Source organism: Bradyrhizobium sacchari, assembly GCF_002068095.1.
Lineage (GTDB): Bacteria > Pseudomonadota > Alphaproteobacteria > Rhizobiales > Xanthobacteraceae > Bradyrhizobium > Bradyrhizobium sacchari.
On the sequence record NZ_LWIG01000007.1, the window covers coordinates 258,821 to 276,357 of the forward strand.

Here is a 17,537-nt window from a genome sequence, read left to right on the forward strand (position 1 = left end):
TTCTGAGACGACGAGAGCCGGCCCGATGGGCCGGCTCTTTTTCATTGCGAGTGGGGGCGCCTATGCTGCCTGCCGCAGCGGGGTCCAGGCGAACTCCGGATAGTAATTGTCCATCATGCGATCGACATACGCCGTGAGGTTCGGAAATCCTTCGGCCCGCTGCCGCAAGGCGGACTCGAAGAACGGCGTCAGGATCCCCGCGAGGGCGCCGAAGGCTGTGGCATCGACGCCGCAGGGCTTGTTGCCCATCAGGTAGGCCTTGTCGCCGAGCTGCACCGACAGCGCGAACAGCGAGCGCACGGCGAGATCGACGTCGTCATCGGGCGCATGGCGGCCGAGGCCGGAGAGCAGATAGTTCTCGGCGACGCGGAACTGCGCGTCCTCGCGCAGCTTCTCGCGGTTGTGTTCCGGTGCGCCGTCGAAGAAATGCGCGGGGCCCTTGGCGAAATTGACCGGATCGACCCAGCGCGCCCCGACCAGCGCCCAATAGACATGATGCTCGATCATCCGCTCGAACGCCCAGGCCTGCGCGCGCTCCTGCAGCGAGAGGCCGGCGTCGAAATCGAAGCCGTAGCGGCGCTCGATATGGGCGCGAATGAAGGTCGAATCGGCCACCGCCTCGCCGCCATCGTCGATGAAGGGCAGTTGGCCCTTCGGGGAGGCCGGCGGCATCGCGCGCTCCTTCCGGTAGGGCAGCCCCGCCATCTTGAGCTGCACCTCGGTCTTGGTGACGAAGGGGCTGATTTCCGGCAGGCCGAAGCCGGTGCCAAAGCCGTAAAGCGTGATCATGCGAGCTCTCCTGAAGCTGCCAAGTTTGACGGAACCTAGTGACGGGCTGCTGCCACCATGGTGGCAGCAGCCGTGATATCTTCTGCGAAACGGGCCCCCCGCCAGGCGCGGGTCATGACGTGGCGGACCAGTACGTCCGCGGCCTGGGTCAGCGAGCGTGCCACCACGCTTGCGAGTGCGAATCGGAGATCAACGGCCATGAGATCGAGCGAAACGAGGCGGCCAAACGCCCGGGCTTGCCAGAGCTGCGCCCGCCACAGCGGGCCGGCCAGGCCGAGATGGATTGGAGTGATCATGGACAAACCCTCTTCAGTCGATGTGTTGTCCCGGTATAGACCCCCCCTGCTGCCAACATCCTGTCAGCAGCCGCGCGCCGATTTCTGATCCGTCGTTCGAGAAGAGAATTGTCATGAGACGTGCCGACCGGCTGTTTCAGATCATCCAGGTGCTCCGGCGTACCCGTAAGCCGCTGACGGCGGACGCGATCGCGGCGGAGCTCGAGACCTCCAAGCGCACGATCTATCGCGACATCGCGACGCTGATCGGCCAGCGCGTGCCGATCCGCGGCGAGGCCGGCATGGGCTACATCCTGGAAAAGGGTTTTGATCTGCCGCCCTTGATGCTGACGCCCGACGAGATCGAGGCGGCGGTGCTCGGCGCGCAATGGGTCGCGGGCCATGCCGATTCGGCGCTGGCGCGCGCGGCCGAAGACCTGATGGCCAAGATCGCCGACACTGTCCCTGAGCGCCTGCGTCCCTTCGTGCTGGAGCCTGCGAGCCGGGCGCGGCCGAGCTGGAACAGGGAGCCTGATCGCCTCGACATGGTGCGCACGCGCACCCAGATCCACGAAGGCAAGAAGATCATGCTGCGCTATCGCGACGAGCAGGGACGTGCCAGCGAGCGCATGATCTGGCCGATCTCGGTCGGCTATCTCGAAGCCGTGCGTCTGCTCGCGGCCTGGTGCGAGCTGCGCAGCGATTTCCGCAGCTTCCGCACCGACCGCGTGGTGGACGCGACCTATCTCGACGAACGATATCCGGAGCGGCGCGACGTGCTGCGCGCGAAATGGCGGCAGAGCCTGGTCTGGGGCCCGCCAAAGGACACGTGAGCGAGATGCAAGAGATCGATCTGTCGAGCTGTTGCCAGAGTTGCGGCGCCTGCTGCGGCTACTCGCAGAACTGGCCGCGCTTCTCGATCGAGAGCGACGAGGAGCTTGCCGCGATTCCGGAGGCGCTGGTCAACGACCGCCAGTCCGGCATGCGCTGCGAGGGCGATCGCTGCTCCGCGTTGCGGGGAGAGATCGGAAAGATGACGGCCTGCGGCATCTATGACGTGCGGCCGGAAGTGTGCCGCACCTGCATGCCTGGAGACGCCGAATGCGCGATGGCGCGGCGGAAGTTCGGGCTGCCGGTTATACAGTCTGCTTAAGCAGGAACGGCTTCGCTGATCTCGTCGTCGATCTCGTCATCGAGCGGTGCGAGGACCGAGAGCGGCTTGGTCGACAGCGTGATCGGCTTGCGTCCACCCGACAGCGATGGCGTGGATTTGGCCGAGCTTTCGCGCGACAACGCGTAGAGCGTCGAGCCGACACGGCCGCCGTTTTCGATCAGGTCACGCTCGCTGCAGCTGCCGGCGATCGCGATCGCCAGCGAGTGCAGATGGCTGCGGCGATAGCAGAACAGCGCCAACCTGGCGCGTGCGTCAGGGGAAACACTCTCAACCAGCCTCGGCAGGCCGCTCTCGCTGGCGCGATACATTTCACCAAGGAGCTCGTCGCGAACCGGGCAGAAATCGCTTTCAAAGGCGTCGCGGCTTGAAAACATTGCAGTTCTCCCTCGTGTCGGGAAGATGCAGCGCAATTCTCTAACGAAAGGTTAACCACCCTGGGCGGTAGTCACCCGGGGTCCTTGCGCCCTGGCCAGAGGGCCGGGCGACCGCAGACGACCCAAGAGTTTGGGCGCTCAAGATTCTGGCTCCGTCATTCCGGGGCGGTCCGCAGGACCGAACCCGGAATCGCGAGATTCGGGGTTCTCGCTTCGCGAGCCCCGGAACGACGGCGCAAGACTGACAATCAGTTCGCCGCCATGAAGATGGAAAGGCCGAAGCCGGTCAGGTGATGCAGTGCCTGGTCGACGCCGATCAGGGTCCAGAACCAGGGATGCGCAAGGTCGACCCCGAAATTGGCGGAGACGAAGCCCTTGGCGCGGTCGATCGTGATGTGGATCACGAAGTCGATGAAAGCTACGAACCAGAATTTCGGCGCGACGATCACGATCAGCGGCAGCGCGACCGCAAGGTGGACCAGGCAATGCACCAGCAGCGGCAAGGCCCAGCCGTGCTTCTGATCCTTGCCATGCGCCATCCACGCGGTCTGCAGGACGAAATCGGCGATGATGTGCTTGAAGGTAAGCAGCAGCATCCAGCCAATGAGCGCTTCGACCGGAACCGCCGATGACATGGATGGAAACGACAAAGCTGACGCCCTCATTGACGTGACAAGAAAGATTGGAGCGTTCAGCGCAACTTCTTCTTGGACCGGTCAAATCGCCGGGACACGCAATTTATGACATCTCCCGCGGCGGAATGCAGCCGGGGGAACCGGAAAATCGCCAACTGTGGCTAACTGGTGATAGGATGACGGATCGCCGCGCCGGTCCCAAGTAAGGTTACCTCCGGCTTGAAATTTGCATCCCACAACCTGCGCGCTATCATTGTCGGTAGAGAATATCGTTCTTTTTTCAGGCGTTTACGAATTACAGGGCGTTTGCCGCGATCACCTGCGAGCCGCCCGCCACCCAGAAATAAGGCCAAGAGTGCTGCCATGAGTGCTGAAGGCCCCAATTCATCGCCGACCGAACCGCCGCCGCGGCGTCCCAAGGTGATCAAGACCAATCAGCAGCAGGTGCTGCTCTACGTCGTGCTGACCCTGCTGCTGTCGCTTGCCACCGTCTGGGGCGGTCGCGCCATGCTGCACAATTCGGAGACGCTGACCTTTGCCGTCGGCACCCCCAACAGCGACGAGGCGCTGTTCGCCGCCAAGCTGGCGACGTTGTTGAAGAACAATGCCTCGCGCTTCCGGATCAGGATCGTCAACAATCCCGACAACGCCAAGGCGATCGCACAATTCGACCGCAAGCAGGCCGACCTCGCCGTCTTGCGGACCGACGCCAAGGTGCCGCTGCGGGCGCGCACGCTCGCGATCCTCGAGCACGACCTCGTGCTCCTGCTCGGTCCCGGCAACAAGAAGATCAAATCGCTCGCCGAGCTGAAGAAGAAGAAAGTCGCGGTCCTTGCCGAGAACGAATCCTCGCTCGCCTTCGTCCGCGGCATCCTCGACATTCCCGAGGGACCCGATGCCGCGAAGATCCAGATGGCGCCGCAGGGCACAACGCTCGACAAGCTGTTTGCGCCGGCAAACGGCTTCGGTGCGGTGATCGCCATCGTGCACGCCTCCAGAGCCGTGCGCGACAAGGCCTACGAGCAGGTCGCCAAGCGAGGCGGCTTCACGCTCAACGCGATCGACGAGGCCAAGGCGCTGGCCCGCAAATTCCCCGGCATTTCCGACGAGACGCTGACGGCCGGCATGCTGTCCGCCTCGCCTGAAGTTCCCGACGACGATCTCGAGACGATCGGGCTCGAATGGCTGCTGGTCGCGCAATCCAGGATGTCGGCGACCACGGCAGGCGAGCTGGCGCGTACCATCTACGAGAACAAGTCCGCGCTCGGACTCGACAACGGCTTCGCCAGCAGGATAGAGCCGGCCTCGGTCGAGAAGGACGCCTTCGTGATGGCGCATCAGGGCGCGGCCGACTACATCAACGACGACACCAAGTCGTTCATGGATAAGTACAGCGACATGATGTATCTGAGCGCCGCCGCGCTCAGCGTCATCGGCTCGATCTTCGCCGCGATCTACGCCAAGATCACGAGGATCGCACCGGAGAAGGCCAGTGAGCTCTCCACCGCCATCCTCGACATCGGCGAGCGCATCGAGCACGCCCACTCGCTCGACCAGCTCGAATGTCTCCAGGACGAGCTCGAAGGCATCTTGCGCGGAGCGGTCATTGGCCTCAGGGACGGCACGATCAGTACCGACGGGCTCGACACCTTCAAGCTCGGCTACGAATTCGTCCGCGACGAGATCGGCATGCGGCGCGACTATCTGAAACGTCATGCCGCCGAGATCGAAAAAGCAGCCCGCGAGGCCGGCCCTGCCCAGCACGACGACAGCAAAGTCGTGGTAGTGAAGACCGCGCAAAGCGCCTGATCCGCCCTCTCGTGTCCCGGACAAGCTGCAATGCCGAAGGCGTTGCAGCGCTGAGCCGGGACCAGGAAGCTGCAATGTGTGCTGCTGCGTGGGCCCCGGCTCTGCAGCGCATCACTGCGTGCTGCGCTGCGTCCGGGGCACGGGGCTGAAGTGGCAACATCAACTCGAGGAACGAGGGGCGCGCCGCCTACCGCCGAGTCCGGGATGGCGAACGCGGCCTCGCTTAACGGCCGGCTCCCTGGGAACCGTCCCCATCCGCAACCGTTGGTTTCCGGATACAACCGGAGAAACGCACCATGCGTATACTCCTGATGGTCTTCCTCCTGGGAATGCTGGCAGCAGTGGGCTATTTCGCTTATTCAGCGATGGCGGTCGAAGGCGACCCGCTTCCGACGGAAGGCTATGTAGCCCTGGTGCTGGGGGCCGGATTTTCCATCGTGGTCGGCCTCGGCCTGATGATCCTGCTGTTCTTCAGCAGCCGCCGCGGCTATGACGAGCCGCCCCATTTCCGATAGCGGCTCGGCACNCCGCCGGTCCCCATGATTCGACGACGCTGCAGTGCGCACAGCCGTCGTTGACGGCCCTGGCGCCGGCGGGCACTTTGGCGCCGCCGTCCCAGCCGGGACCGCAAAAGAAAGACCGAGCCGCCTTCCCGCATGTCCAAGCCGCTGATCTCCGCTCTGGCCCAGTTCGCGGCCGCCACGGCCGGCCGCAACATGACCAAGGCGGCCTATGTGGCGGTCGCCGTCGGCGTCCTCAGCATGATGCTGCTGACGGTGAACCCGGCCTATGAGGAGTCGCACCGCTGGGTCGATGCCCTGCTGTGGGTCTGCCTCCTCTACTTCGTATTCGAGTGGCTGGTCCGGCTGCGCCACATGGCACGAACGGGGCGTCTGGCGCTCTACATATCCTCCTCGGCCGGCATCGTCGACGCGGTCGGCGCATTGGCCGTACCAATCGCGCTGATTCTCGGCGTCGAGTCGAAGACGGCCTGGCTGCTCAGCGTGCTCTGGGTGCTGAAGGTGGTGCCGGGCATTCCGGGCCTGCGGCAGCTTCGCCGCGTGCTGGTGCTGGAATCGGGGCCGCTGGTCAGTGTTCTCGTGATCTTCCTGATGGTCGTCTTCCTCGCCTCTGTTGCCGAATACTTCCTGGAGCGGGATGTACAGCCTCAAACCTTCGGCAGCGTGCCGGCCGCGCTGTGGTGGGCGGTGGTGACGCTGACGACGACGGGCTATGGCGACGTCGTGCCGGTGACGCCGCTCGGGCGCATGGTGGCGGCGCTGGTCATGATCTCCGGCCTCGGCGTGTTCGGCCTCTGGACCGGTATTTTGGCGACCGGCTTTGCCGCGGAGACCCGGCGCGACAATTTCCTCAAGACCTGGGAATCCGTCAGCAAGGTGCCGTTCTTCGCCGCGCTGGGACCGGCGGCCATCGCCGACGTCACCCATATGCTGCGCACCATGGAGCTGCCGGCGCGCACCATGATCATCCGCAAGGGCGCACAGGGCGACTGCATGTACTTCATCGCCGCCGGCGAGGTCGAGGTCGACCTTCCGGGCAAGAAGGTGCAGCTCGGCGAAGGCGCCTTCTTCGGCGAGATGGCGCTGCTCGGCAACAATTTGCGCGGCGCCAACGTCTCGACCACGAAGGTGTCGCGGCTGCTGGTGCTCGACCTCGTCGATTTCCGCGTGCTGATGGCGCGGCATCCCGATCTCGCCGAGACCATCGACGCCGAGGCCAGGCGCCGGGCGCTCGAAAACAAGTAAATGGAGACAAGAATGTCGGATACAGCCGACGCGGCTTCCAGCCCCGTCCTCGAGATCAGTGGCGCACGCGCCACCATCCGCCTCAACCGGCCAAAACATCTCAACCGGCTCCAGGCCGAGGACCTCGACCATCTGGTCAAACTGTTCGATGCCGTCGAGGCCGATCCCGCCATCCGCGTGCTGGTGCTGACAGGCACGGGCCGCGCCTTCTCCGCCGGCTACGATCTCAATTCGGTCGCCGAGCGCGCGGCGAGCGCGAACGAGCAGCAGAGTGCGGGCTCCGCCTTCGAGGTGGTCGTCAACCGGCTGGAGGATCTGGGCGTGCCGACCATCTGCCGGCTCAACGGCGGCGTCTATGGCGGCTCGACCGACCTCGCGCTCGCCTGCGATTTCCGCATCGGCGTCGACACCTCCGAGATGTTCATGCCGGCGGCGCGGCTCGGGCTGCACTATTACCGGAGCGGCATCAAACGCTACGTGACGCGGCTCGGCGTCGACAACGCCAAGAAGCTATTCCTGACCGCTCAGAAGATCACCGCGCCGGAGATGCTGCGCATCGGCTATCTCACCGCCATGGTGCCGGAAGAGATGCTCGACGAGGAAGTCGACAGGCTCGCCGGAATCCTCGCCGGCAATGCGCCGCAGGCGATGCGCGGCATGAAGCGCGCCATCAACGAATTCGCCCGCGGTGAGCTCGACGATGCTGCCGCCGACCGGCGTCACCGCGACAGCATGCGCGGCGACGAGATCAAGGAAGGCATCAAGGCGTTCGCGGAGAAGCGGGCGCCGCGGTTTTGAGCCGGAGCGCGCTACACCCCCAGTGGGGTCCGGCGAACGCCGGGACCCATAGCCACAGGGAGTGGATACGGAGGAAAGCTGTGTAGCTCCGAGTCTTCGCGAAACTATTGCTGCGGCGTATGGGTCCCGGCCTTCGCCGGGACGACACCGTATGTGACGTGCGGGTTTACACGCCCACTGCCCTGGCATGCTGCGCGGCCATCTCCTCATCCGCCGCAGTGATGCGCTGGAATGCCGGGCGCGCGGTCATGCGCTCGGCATAGCGGACGAAGGCGTCCTTCTTCGGCACGATGCCGAACATCATGGTCCAGCTGAACGCGACGCCCCACAAAACATCCGCGGCCGTCATGCGCTCGCCGAGCAGATATGGCCCCTTCGACAGTTGCGCCTCGAGCGCCCCTAACATGGTATCGTAATCGGCATAGGGCGATTGCGTGATCGGGGCCGGCTCACGCTGCATGAACTTGTCGATCAAGGCCGGCTCGAAGGATGAGCCGTAATAGGCGATCCAGCGCAAATAAGGGCCGCGCAGCGGATCGTTCAGGGCGGGCGTCAGCCCGGCCTGCGGAAAGAGATCGGCGAGATAGATGGTGGCGGCGACCTGCTCGGTCACGAGCTCCCCGCGGTGACGGACCGCCGGCACCTTGCCAAGCGGGTTGATGGCGAGATAGTCGGGCTTGCGCTGCTCGCCGGCCTTCATGTTGAGGACGTGGAGATCGTAGGGCGCCCCCAACTCTTCCAGCAGCACCCGCGTGCCGGTGGCGCGCGTCTGGGGCGAATAATACAGCGTGATGCGGTTCGGATCGGTCATGGGGTCTCCTCGGTGCCGTCTGGCGAGACGAATCTTGTAGCGGCCCATACCTGACATCCTGTGTCAGGTATGGTTTAAGGGATCATGCGCGCAAGCCGGATGCTGTCGATCCTCACCACCCTCCAGGCTCGAGGGCAGGTCACCGCGCCCGAGCTCGCGGAGAGCTGCGAGGTGTCGGTGCGCACGATCTATCGCGACATCGACGCGCTCGCCGCCTCCGGCGTTCCTGTCTATGCCGATCGCGGCGCGGAGGGCGGCTATCGCCTGCTCGACGGCTACCGCGTCCGGCTGAACGGCCTGTCGCAGAACGAGGCGGAAGCTCTGTTCCTGGCGGGCCTCCCGGGACCTGCGGCGGCGCTCGGGCTGGATGCGGCGATGATCGCCGCGCAAAACAAGCTGATGGCCGCGCTGCCCGCCAATTTGCGCGAAGACGCCGGGCGGATGCAGGAGCGTTTTCACCTGGACGCGCCGGGCTGGTTCGGCGAGGCGGAAGAGCCGAAGCATCTGCGCACCATTGCGGGCGCGGTCCTGCGCGGCACGCTGATCAAGATCCGCTACCGGAGCTGGCGCGCGGAAAAACAGCGCCGTGTCGCGCCGCTCGGCCTCGTGCTGAAGGGCGGCAGCTGGTATCTCGCAGGTCAAGTGGAGGGCAGCGTGCGGACCTATCGCGTCGCCCGCGTGCTCGACTGCACCGCGCTCGACGATCGCTTCGAGCGTCCCGTCGATTTCGATCTCGCCGCCTATTGGCAGGCCGCGACACTTCGCCTCGAGGCCGAGATGCATCCCAATGTCGCGGTCGTGCGGCTGTCGCCGTTCGGCGTCAAGCTGCTCGACGCGTTGAGCCAGCCTTACGTCAAGGCGCGCACTGAGATCGAGGATGCCGCCGATGCGGATGGCTGGCGCATCGCGCGGGTGCCGACCGGCAAGACGTCCTGGCACGCCGCAGCCGAATTGCTGCGGCTCGGCCCTGAGGCCGAAGTGCTGGAGCCTGCGGATCTCCGCGAGAAGATGGCCGAGATGACCCAGGCCATGGCCACGCGCTATGGCGCGGCGCGGAAAGCCTGACCGCGGCGCACCTCGCCGCAGCCGACGAAACAATCCTGAAACACGATTCTCAAGGACCGCCGTGAACGCATTCTCGCTTCGAACCGACGGAGATGCAGGGACACAACAACGGCCCCGCGCCAAACTGGAGAATGAAGATGTTTCGTAAGCTTGCTCTTGGTCTGATCGCTGCCGGCTCGCTCGGCGCTGCCGCTCTCGCGCCCACCGCCGCTTCGGCTCACGGCTTCCATCACTGGGGTCATGGCTGGGGCCCGGGCTGGGGTTACGGCGGCATCTACGTCAACACCGGTGTCAGCAACTGCTACCAGGAGCGCGTCGTCCAGACCCGTCACGGCCTGCGCGTCCGCGTCGTGAACGTCTGCGCCTACGGGATCTACTGATATCCCCGCCTCACGACAAAGCTCCGGCCGCATCGCGGCCGGAGTTTTACGTTTGGCCAGCTACTCGTCAGCCGATTTGCCGCTGCCGGCGAAACCACGCCCAGGTCTCGCGCGTCGTTTGGATGTAGCCGCGCCCGCGATGGACGATCTCGCCGTCGACGATCTCGTTCAGCTTCGGCAGGGCGTGAAAGGGAATCGACGGATAGGCGTGATGCTCGACATGATAGGGCATGTTCCACGCGAACCATTTGACGATGGCGCCGGTATAGGTGGTGCGGGTGTTCTGAAAGGCGCTGCGGGTGCGATCACAGCCGGTGTGCTCGGCATAGAGATAGGGCCGCAGGAAGAACTGCCCGATGGCAAGCGGCGCGATCCAGACCCAGAGCAGCAGCGCCGACGAGAACCACAGCGAGAGCGCAAGCAGCAGGGCGTAGAGCGCGACATAGGCGCGCGCCTCAGCCACGATAATGGCTCGCTTGTTCTCGGGAATCCAGGGCACGACGACCTTGCCGGTGACGGCATGGCCGAGCATCAGCCGCAGGCGCCCGGCGACCTGGAGCAGGCCGCTATAGGCAATCGCGAGCTGGGTGTCCGAGGCCGGTTTCACGCCGACGATCAGCTCGGGATCCTTCTCCGGGTCCTGGGTGTAGCGGTGGTGGTCCCAGTGAAACAGGCAGTAATATTCGTGGGGCAATCCGATGATGAAGGCCGAGAGATAACCGACCGCAAGATTGAGGCCGCGGCTTTTGAACGCGGTCTTGTGCGCGGTCTCGTGCACCGCCATGAACAGGAAGGCGACGACATAGCCCTGCACCGCCATCAGCGGCAGCGCCCAAAGCACGCCGTAGCGTGAGGTCACCAACCAGATCAGCGCGCCGACCAGTGCGATGACGCCGTAATGGCCGAGGCTCTGCGCAGAGCCCCTGAGGTTCGAGCGCACCGACAACTCCCGCAGCATGGCCGGGCTCAATGGCTTCAGGCGATGGCCGGACTCTGAAAAGGTCGCTTCGGTCATGATCGAGACCCCTGCACTACTTGCTGAGAAGCTCCGCGATCTCGGCCTTGATGAAGGCCTGGTCGCGGGGATTGTTGACGGGGTTGCCAGCGCGATGGCCGTGCAGCGACGGGATCGGATGCAGCACCGCCGATTTTGCATTGACCAGCTTGCCGAGCTCGTCCTCGTTGTCGCGGACGTCGAAATAGCGATCGGTCGCGCCCGGCATCAGCAGCATGTGCGCATCTATCGCGGCCAGCGCGCGATCGAGATCGCCGCCGAAATCGGCACAGCGGCTGATGTCGCCGCGCTGCCAGATGCCGATCTGCGCCAGGAGATCATTGGCATCGCGCCGCGCGAAGGTCGCATCCCATGCGCGGACGAGATAATCCTCCAGCGACGTGAAGCCGCCCTCCCGCCAGAGCTCGTCGCGATAGAAGCCGTGCGACATCGCCCAGCCGGCATAGACCCGCCCCATCGCGCGGTAGCCGGCGACGGGCCTTTCGGTGAAGCGGCCATCGCGGAAGGCAGGATCGGTCGTGAGCGCCGCCTTCACGCTGTCCAGGAAGACGCGATTATAGGGCGCGCAGCGCGCGCTCCCGCAGACCACGGCAGCACGCTCGACCATGTCGGGATGCAGCGCTGCCCAGTGATAGGCCTGCATGCCGCCCATCGACCAGCCATAGACCAGCGCGAGCTTTGTGATGCCGAAGCGCTCGGTGAGAAGGCGGCGCTGAACGGCGATCGCATCGTGGTAAGTCAGCTCCGGGAACGGCGCGGCGGAATTCGACGGCGAGGACGACAGGCCGTTGCCGAACAGGTTCGGGATGACGATGAAATAGCGCGTGGGATCGAGCACGCCGTCGGGCCCGATCAGCCACTCGGTATCGAAGTGCTGTGCGCTGAACGAGGTCGGATAGAGAATGACGTTGTCCCTGGCCGGGCTCAGCGTGCCGTAGGTCTTGTAGGCAAGCTTCAATTTGGAGAAGACGGCGCCGGACTGGAGCGCGACGTCGTCCTCGAAAATCTCGTAGTCGCGCTCACCCACCATGCGTCAGCCCCTCACTCACGCGGCCCCACGAGCCGCCGCAGACACGGCGATGCACCGATCATGCCGGCCACAGACGCGCCATTGCGCCACGTTTAATAAGTGTACGTTTAGTACATTTATTCAACGCCTGCAAGATAGATCCGATCAGCGGGCCGGGTCTCAGGCGATGGCTGCGATATATCGCGCCACCGACGCTGCGAACGCGGCCTTGGCACCGCTGGCGATGTTGCGGCCCCACCAGGCGCCATAGATGCGATCGAAGGCGAGCGGCTCAACGGCGGCAGCGATCCGCCGCACCGCGGCTGCATTGAGCGGCATGTAGTTCGGATAGGAATACATGAAGCTGACAAAGCGGCGGTCCATCGTCACCTGCGCGATATCACCGGTGAGCAGCACGCCCTTGCCAGCCGCGCCGCGCGCCCAGTGCAGCATGGCGGCGCCTGCGAAATGGCCGCCGGTCCGCAGCAGCAGCACGTCGTCGGAGATGCGATGCTGATCGCCGGTCCAGTGCATGATCGACGGATGCGAACGCGTCACCCATTGGCCATCGTCTGCGTGCAGATAGACCGGCACACCGCCGAACGCCTCGCTCCAGTCGGCAAGCGCGCCATAATAATGCGGGTGCGAGATCGCGATCGCTTTCAATCCGCCGAGCACGCGCACATGCGCGATCGCCTCCGGCGTCGCCAGCGGCACGCAGTCCCACATCATGCATCCCTCGCTGAGCGGCACCAGCAGTGCGCGCTGGCCGATGGCAAAGCTCGGCTCGAGCCCGAGACCGGTGAGGCCGAGATCGTCGCGCCAAGTCACACGGTGACGTTCCGCCAGCGCCTCCCGCGTCAGGAAGGTCTGCCCCTCCCAGTTCACGAATTGCCGTTCGTCCTCGCAGATCGGACAGGAGGCCGGCGGCCGTCCGCTGTCCGGGAATTGCGCGCCGCAGGTTTCACAAGTCCAGAGAGGCATGACCAGCATCCGATAGCGGCCGCGACGCGGCCGCAGATGGGGAGGAACCAACGCTGTCAGCGCAGGTTAGGTTCTCATCAGCACCGGCACAATGGGCCAGCCATCTCCGTGTCACGCGAGACACACTCGACGGGCAGGAACATCTTCAGCGTCTCGATGACATCGCGTCCCTCACCATCCCGCATCTGGCCGCTGTTTGCAGTCAATTTCTTCATGGCCGACATGCAGTCCGGCATCGGCCCCTTCGTCGGCGTGTTCCTGCAGGAACGTGGCTGGGCGAGCGGGCTGATCGGCACCGCCATGACGATCGGCAACATCGCGGGCATGCTGATCACGACGCCGATCGGCGGCTTCATCGATGCGAGCCGCAACAAGCGCATGTGGGTCGTCATCCCCGGCATCTGCGTGGTCGCGGCATCCGCGATCATCCTGGTCTCGCAAAACTTCTGGGCCGTCACTTTCTCGCAAATCGCCCAATCGCTCGCGAGCGCCGCCATCGTGCCGGCAGTCACCGGAATCACGCTGGGCATTGCCAGGCAGAAGGGCTTCAACGCCTTGAACGGCCGCAATCAGGCCTTCAACCACGCCGGCAACATGGTCGGCGCGGCATTGTCGGGCTACCTCGGCTACAAATACGGTTACGTCGCCGTGTTCGTCCTGGCGGCGGTGTTCGGCGCCATCGCGATCGCCTGCGTGCTGATGATTCCGGCGAAATCGATCGACGATCGCGCAGCACGCGGCAGTCGCGAGGACGACAGCAAGGCTCCGCCGGACGGGATGTCCGTCCTCTTCAAGCACAAGCCGCTCCTGGTGCTGGCGTTGGCGCTCGCCCTGTTCCATCTCGGCAATGCGGCGATCGTGCCGCTCTACGGACTTGCGGCCGTAGCCGAGGGACAGGCCAACGGACCGAGCTTCGTCGCGACCACGGTCGTGATCGCGCAAGGTGTGATGATCGTGACTTCGCTGATCGCAATGCAGGTCGCAGGCAAGCGCAACTACTGGCCGGTGATCCTGATCTCCTTCATGTTCTTACCAATCCGCGGTGTGCTCGCCTTCTTCGTCACGGGATGGTGGGGCGTCGTGCCGATGCAGGTGCTCGACGGCATCGGCACCGGACTGCAAACGGTCGCCGTCCCCGGCATGATCGCGCGTTCGCTCAACGGCACCGGCCGCATCAATCTCGGCCAGGGTGCAGTGATCACGGTGCAGGGTATCGGTGCCAGCCTCAGCCCCGCGCTCGGCGGCTGGATCGCACAATGGATCGGCTACGGCCCGACCTTCCTGCTGCTCGGCGGCTTTGGCCTTGCTTCGATCGCGCTGTGGCTGGCGTTCGGGGTTGCGGTGAAGAAGTATTGAGACCAATCGTCGCGGTCGGGCATCCTGCCGGATTTCACGACGTCTCCTACTTCCATCGCGCGTTTCGCCGCCGTTTCGGAGCGACGCCCGACGGTGCCAGGAAGCTGGCCGGCGAAGCCGAATAAATCATGATCCGGAAAAGTGCGACGCGGTTTTCCGGAAAGATCATGCGACAACAACAACCTGAAGCGCGATGACGATTCATCCAATGTCATTGCGCTTGAGGCGGGACCTCCGCCGCGACGGCGCCGGCTATGTCCCAAAACTCTTCTGGACCGCCCTGTCGAGAGTCTCGCCGCCGACGAAGCGCTGGCGCAGCTCGCGCTTGAGCAGCTTGCCGCTCGGATTCTTCGGCAGGGCATCCACGAAGATCACGCGCTTGGGCACCTTGAAATGAGCCATCCGGCCGGCGCAATGTTTGATGACGGTTTCTTCGTCGAGCTTTTCCCCGGTCTTGACCACGACGATGGCGGTGACCGCCTCGATCCAGCGCGGATCAGGCAGGCCGACCACGGCGACCTCGGAGACCTCCGGAATACGATAGACCATCTCCTCGACCTCGCGGCTCGCGACATTCTCGCCGCCGGTCTTGATCATGTCCTTGACGCGATCGACCACGGTGATGTGGCCCTCGTCATCGATCGTCGCGAGATCGCCGGAATGAAACCAGCCGCCGCTGAACGCCGCAGCCGTCTTCACCGGGTCGTTGTAATAGCCGGAAAGCAGATGCGGCGAGCGATGCACGATCTCGCCGACTTCGCCGACCTTGACGTCTTCCATCGCCGTGTTGACGACGCGCGTCTCGACATTGAGCACCGGCTTGCCGGCCGAGCCGGCCTTGCGCAGCTGGTCCTCCGGCCGCAGTACGGTCGCGAGCGGCGCGATCTCGGTCTGGCCGTAGAAATTCCAGAATTTGACGGCGGGCAGGCGCCGCTGGAGTTCGAGCAGGACTTCCACCGGCATGATCGAGGCGCCGTAATAGCCCTTCTGCAAGGTCGACAGGTCGGTCTTGTCGAAGTTCGGCGAGCGCAGCATTGCGATCCAGATCGTCGGCGGCGCGAAGAAGGACGTGATCTTGTGCGCCTGGATCAGCGCCAGGATGTTGTCGGCGGTCGGCTTGCCCGTGATGACGCCGGAGGCGCCCAGATAGATCTGCGGGCCCAGGAACACGTCGAGCTGGGCGCAGTGATAGAGCGGCAGCGCGTGCAGGAACTTGTCCTCCACGCTCATGCCGCCGTCGATGACACAGCTGACATATTGCCACATCACGGCCTCGTGGGTCAGCATCGCGCCCTTGGGCAGCGACTCCGTGCCGCTGGTGTAGACGATCTGCGCGAGATCGCGGCTGTCCACCGACGCTTCCAGGAACGAGCCGTCGGGATCAAGAAGGTCGTCGAAGGTGATGAGGCCCGCAGGCGCGGATGCCGGGTCCTCGCCCGGCAGCCATATCATCTTCTCGACGGCGCAGTCCTTCGCGCTTGCCGCCTTCGCGGGCTCGACGAAATCGGGGCCGGCCGCGAGCAGCTTTGCGCCGGAACTCTTCAGGATGAAATTGACCTCGTCCGGATTGAGCATGAAGTTGATCGGCACCAGCACCGCGCCGATCCGCGCCACCGCGAAGCGCAACGCCGCGAAGGCGTGCGAGTTGCGCGAGAGCACGGCGAGGCGGTCGCCCTTCTTCACGCCGAGGCCCAGCAGGCCGCGGCCGAGCCGGTTGCAGACCGCATCCATCTCGGCAAAGGTCCAGCTGACATTGCCGCAACTCACCGCGCGCTTGTTCGGCTCGCGGCCTGCGGAGCGGCGCAAGAGATCGCCAATGGAGTGCTCGCGCGCTTTCGCGATTGTAGCTGCGGTGTCACTCGACATTTCCATTCCCCCAAAGATTTGCAATTCGCGCGTCGCTCGGCCTCGACCTTGGTGAGGGGCTTTGCATCCATGCGTTCGTATTTGCACGAAGGGTAGTCGGCGCTGCCGGCCGCGTCAAATCGGCTGCGCGCTGGCGTCATGACGCAAGAATTGCCGCTTCGCTGCGGCAAATTTGCGCCGGTGCACCAACAATAATAACGGGGGAAATCATGTATCGGATCGCGCGCGCTGCCTTTGCGGCCGGGCTGCTATCAGCGTTTTTCGTCGACCCTTCGTCCGCCCAGCAGGCCTCACTCAAGATCGGCGTGCTCTCCGACTTCTCCTCGGTCTATTCCGACATCGGCGGCATGGGGAATGTCGAGGCCACAAAAATGGCCATCGAGGATTTCGGCGGGCAGATGTTCGGCAAGCCGATCGACATGGTCTCGGCCGACGTGCTCAATAAGCCCGACATCGCCTCGACGATCGCCCGCAAATGGTGGGAGACCGAAGGCGTCGACATGATCATCGACCTGCCGACCTCGGCCACCGCGCTCGCGGTGATGGAGCTGTCGAAACAGTACGAGAAGATCATGATCGTGACGGACGCGGCGAGCTCCGACATCACCGGAAAGTCCTGCTCGCCCTACACCGCACACTGGACCTACGACACCTATGCCAACGCCCACACAGTGGGCAGCGCCATCGTCAAGAACGGCGGCGACACCTGGTTCTTCCTCACCGCCGATTACGTGTTCGGTCATTCGGTCGAGCGCGACACCGGCGACGTCGTGAAGGCCGCCGGCGGCAAGGTGGTCGGCAGCGTCAAGCATCCGCTCAACACGGCGGACTTCTCGTCCTTCCTGCTGCAGGCCCAGGCCTCCAAGGCCAAGATCATCGGCCTCGCCAATGGCGGCGGCGACACCATCAACGCGATCAAGCAGGCCGGCGAGTTCGGCATCGTCGCTGGCGGCCAGAACCTGGCCGCGATCGTGATGTTCATATCCGACGTGCACAGCCTGGGGCTGAAGCTCGCGCAGGGACTGATCATCACCGAGGCTTACTACTGGGACCTCAACGACAAGACCCGCGCCTTCGGCAAGCGCTTCCTCGAGCGCGTCAAGCGCATGCCGACGATGAACCAGGCCGCGACCTACAGCGCCACGCTGCATTACCTCAAGGCGGTGCAGGCGGCCGGCACCAGGGACACCAAGACGGTGATGGCCAAGATGCGCGAGCTGCCGGTGCAGGACGCCTTCACCGATAACGGCGTGCTGCGCGAAGACGGCCGCATGGTGCACAGCATGTTTCTGTTCCAGGTGAAGAAGCCCGAGGAATCGAAGGGGCCGTGGGATTACTACAAATTGCTCGCCGAGGTTCCTGCGGACCAGGCGTTCCGGCCGCTGAAGGACGGCGGCTGCCCGCTGGTGAAGTGAGCACGGATCAACGAGG

General features: G+C 64.5%; 19 protein-coding genes. 10 read left to right on the top strand and 9 right to left on the bottom strand.

Annotated features, from left to right (window positions below; genetic code table 11):
• Nucleotides 1-60 precede the first annotated feature (60 nt).
• A complete protein-coding gene (locus A5906_RS07625) occupies nt 61-789 on the bottom strand; it encodes a glutathione S-transferase family protein (RefSeq protein WP_080134629.1) in 729 nt (242 codons plus the stop codon).
• A gap of 35 nt (nt 790-824) precedes the next feature.
• Nucleotides 825-1,085, bottom strand: a complete 261-nt coding sequence (locus A5906_RS07630; protein WP_080134630.1) for a hypothetical protein — start codon at nt 1,083-1,085, stop codon at nt 825-827.
• A 113-nt stretch (nt 1,086-1,198) separates the two neighbouring features.
• Here A5906_RS07630 and A5906_RS07635 point away from each other — a divergent pair, with 113 nt between their 5' ends.
• Together A5906_RS07635 and A5906_RS07640 are read left to right on the top strand one after the other, a co-directional pair.
• Nucleotides 1,199-1,897, top strand: coding sequence for a helix-turn-helix transcriptional regulator (locus tag A5906_RS07635; RefSeq protein WP_018643314.1), 699 nt, complete (start codon nt 1,199-1,201; stop codon nt 1,895-1,897).
• Nucleotides 1,898-1,902: 5 nt separating this feature from the next.
• Nucleotides 1,903-2,217 carry a YkgJ family cysteine cluster protein gene (locus A5906_RS07640; protein WP_430642360.1) on the top strand — a complete coding sequence of 105 codons (315 nt, stop codon included), beginning with the start codon at nt 1,903-1,905 and terminating at the stop codon, nt 2,215-2,217.
• Here the strand turns inward: A5906_RS07640 and A5906_RS42890 are convergent.
• Together A5906_RS42890 and A5906_RS07650 are read right to left on the bottom strand one after the other, a co-directional pair.
• A complete protein-coding gene (locus A5906_RS42890; protein ID WP_080134632.1) occupies nt 2,214-2,612 on the bottom strand; it encodes a hypothetical protein in 399 nt (132 codons plus the stop codon). The two genes, A5906_RS07640 and A5906_RS42890, sit on opposite strands and share 4 nt — an antisense overlap.
• Nucleotides 2,613-2,860: 248 nt before the next feature.
• Nucleotides 2,861-3,208 carry a DUF3307 domain-containing protein gene (locus A5906_RS07650; protein WP_051122990.1) on the bottom strand — a complete coding sequence of 116 codons (348 nt, stop codon included), beginning with the start codon at nt 3,206-3,208 and terminating at the stop codon, nt 2,861-2,863.
• Nucleotides 3,209-3,610: 402 nt separating this feature from the next.
• Between A5906_RS07650 and A5906_RS07655 the strand changes: the two genes are divergently transcribed.
• The 4 genes from A5906_RS07655 (at nt 3,611) to A5906_RS07670 (ending at nt 7,620) form a co-directional block, all read left to right on the top strand.
• A complete protein-coding gene (locus A5906_RS07655) occupies nt 3,611-5,056 on the top strand; it encodes a TAXI family TRAP transporter solute-binding subunit (RefSeq protein ID WP_080134633.1) in 1,446 nt (481 codons plus the stop codon).
• A gap of 296 nt (nt 5,057-5,352) precedes the next feature.
• Entirely contained in the window at nt 5,353-5,571 is a 219-nt protein-coding gene (locus tag A5906_RS07660; protein WP_080134634.1) for a hypothetical protein, read from the top strand.
• A 141-nt stretch (nt 5,572-5,712) separates the two neighbouring features.
• The gene (locus tag A5906_RS07665) at nt 5,713-6,822 is read left to right on the top strand and encodes a cyclic nucleotide-gated ion channel (protein WP_080134635.1); all 1,110 of its coding nucleotides are present in this window, start codon (nt 5,713-5,715) and stop codon (nt 6,820-6,822) included.
• A gap of 12 nt (nt 6,823-6,834) precedes the next feature.
• Nucleotides 6,835-7,620: an enoyl-CoA hydratase/isomerase family protein gene (locus A5906_RS07670; protein WP_080134636.1), complete on the top strand. Its 786-nt coding sequence runs from the start codon at nt 6,835-6,837 to the stop codon at nt 7,618-7,620.
• Nucleotides 7,621-7,786: 166 nt separating this feature from the next.
• Here the strand turns inward: A5906_RS07670 and A5906_RS07675 are convergent, their stop codons facing one another.
• Nucleotides 7,787-8,431: a glutathione S-transferase family protein gene (locus A5906_RS07675; RefSeq protein ID WP_080134637.1), complete on the bottom strand. Its 645-nt coding sequence runs from the start codon at nt 8,429-8,431 to the stop codon at nt 7,787-7,789.
• An 84-nt stretch (nt 8,432-8,515) separates the two neighbouring features.
• On the opposite strand from A5906_RS07675, the gene A5906_RS07680 reads away from it, so the two are divergent.
• Together A5906_RS07680 and A5906_RS07685 are read left to right on the top strand one after the other, a co-directional pair.
• A complete protein-coding gene (locus A5906_RS07680) occupies nt 8,516-9,496 on the top strand; it encodes a helix-turn-helix transcriptional regulator (RefSeq protein WP_080134638.1) in 981 nt (326 codons plus the stop codon).
• Between the two features lie 137 nt (nt 9,497-9,633).
• The gene (locus A5906_RS07685; protein ID WP_080135214.1) at nt 9,634-9,876 is read left to right on the top strand and encodes a hypothetical protein; all 243 of its coding nucleotides are present in this window, start codon (nt 9,634-9,636) and stop codon (nt 9,874-9,876) included.
• A gap of 67 nt (nt 9,877-9,943) precedes the next feature.
• Here A5906_RS07685 and A5906_RS07690 read toward each other — a convergent pair whose 3' ends face one another.
• The 3 genes from A5906_RS07690 to A5906_RS07700 form a co-directional block, all read right to left on the bottom strand.
• Nucleotides 9,944-10,891 (bottom strand): fatty acid desaturase, encoded by a 948-nt coding sequence (locus A5906_RS07690; RefSeq protein WP_080134639.1) that lies wholly within the window; start codon nt 10,889-10,891, stop codon nt 9,944-9,946.
• 16 nt (nt 10,892-10,907) lie between these two features.
• Nucleotides 10,908-11,921, bottom strand: coding sequence for an alpha/beta fold hydrolase (locus A5906_RS07695; protein ID WP_080134640.1), 1,014 nt, complete (start codon nt 11,919-11,921; stop codon nt 10,908-10,910).
• Nucleotides 11,922-12,080: 159 nt separating this feature from the next.
• Nucleotides 12,081-12,884 (bottom strand): MBL fold metallo-hydrolase, encoded by an 804-nt coding sequence (locus A5906_RS07700; RefSeq protein ID WP_080135215.1) that lies wholly within the window; start codon nt 12,882-12,884, stop codon nt 12,081-12,083.
• Between the two features lie 156 nt (nt 12,885-13,040).
• On the opposite strand from A5906_RS07700, the gene A5906_RS07705 reads away from it, so the two are divergent.
• Nucleotides 13,041-14,240 carry an MFS transporter gene (locus A5906_RS07705; RefSeq protein WP_080135216.1) on the top strand — a complete coding sequence of 400 codons (1,200 nt, stop codon included), beginning with the start codon at nt 13,041-13,043 and terminating at the stop codon, nt 14,238-14,240.
• A gap of 252 nt (nt 14,241-14,492) precedes the next feature.
• Here A5906_RS07705 and A5906_RS07710 read toward each other — a convergent pair whose 3' ends face one another.
• Nucleotides 14,493-16,106: an acyl-CoA synthetase gene (locus A5906_RS07710; RefSeq protein ID WP_080135217.1), complete on the bottom strand. Its 1,614-nt coding sequence runs from the start codon at nt 16,104-16,106 to the stop codon at nt 14,493-14,495.
• A gap of 209 nt (nt 16,107-16,315) precedes the next feature.
• Here A5906_RS07710 and A5906_RS07715 point away from each other — a divergent pair, with 209 nt between their 5' ends.
• Nucleotides 16,316-17,521 (top strand): ABC transporter substrate-binding protein, encoded by a 1,206-nt coding sequence (locus tag A5906_RS07715; RefSeq protein ID WP_080134641.1) that lies wholly within the window; start codon nt 16,316-16,318, stop codon nt 17,519-17,521.
• Nucleotides 17,522-17,537 lie beyond the last annotated feature (16 nt).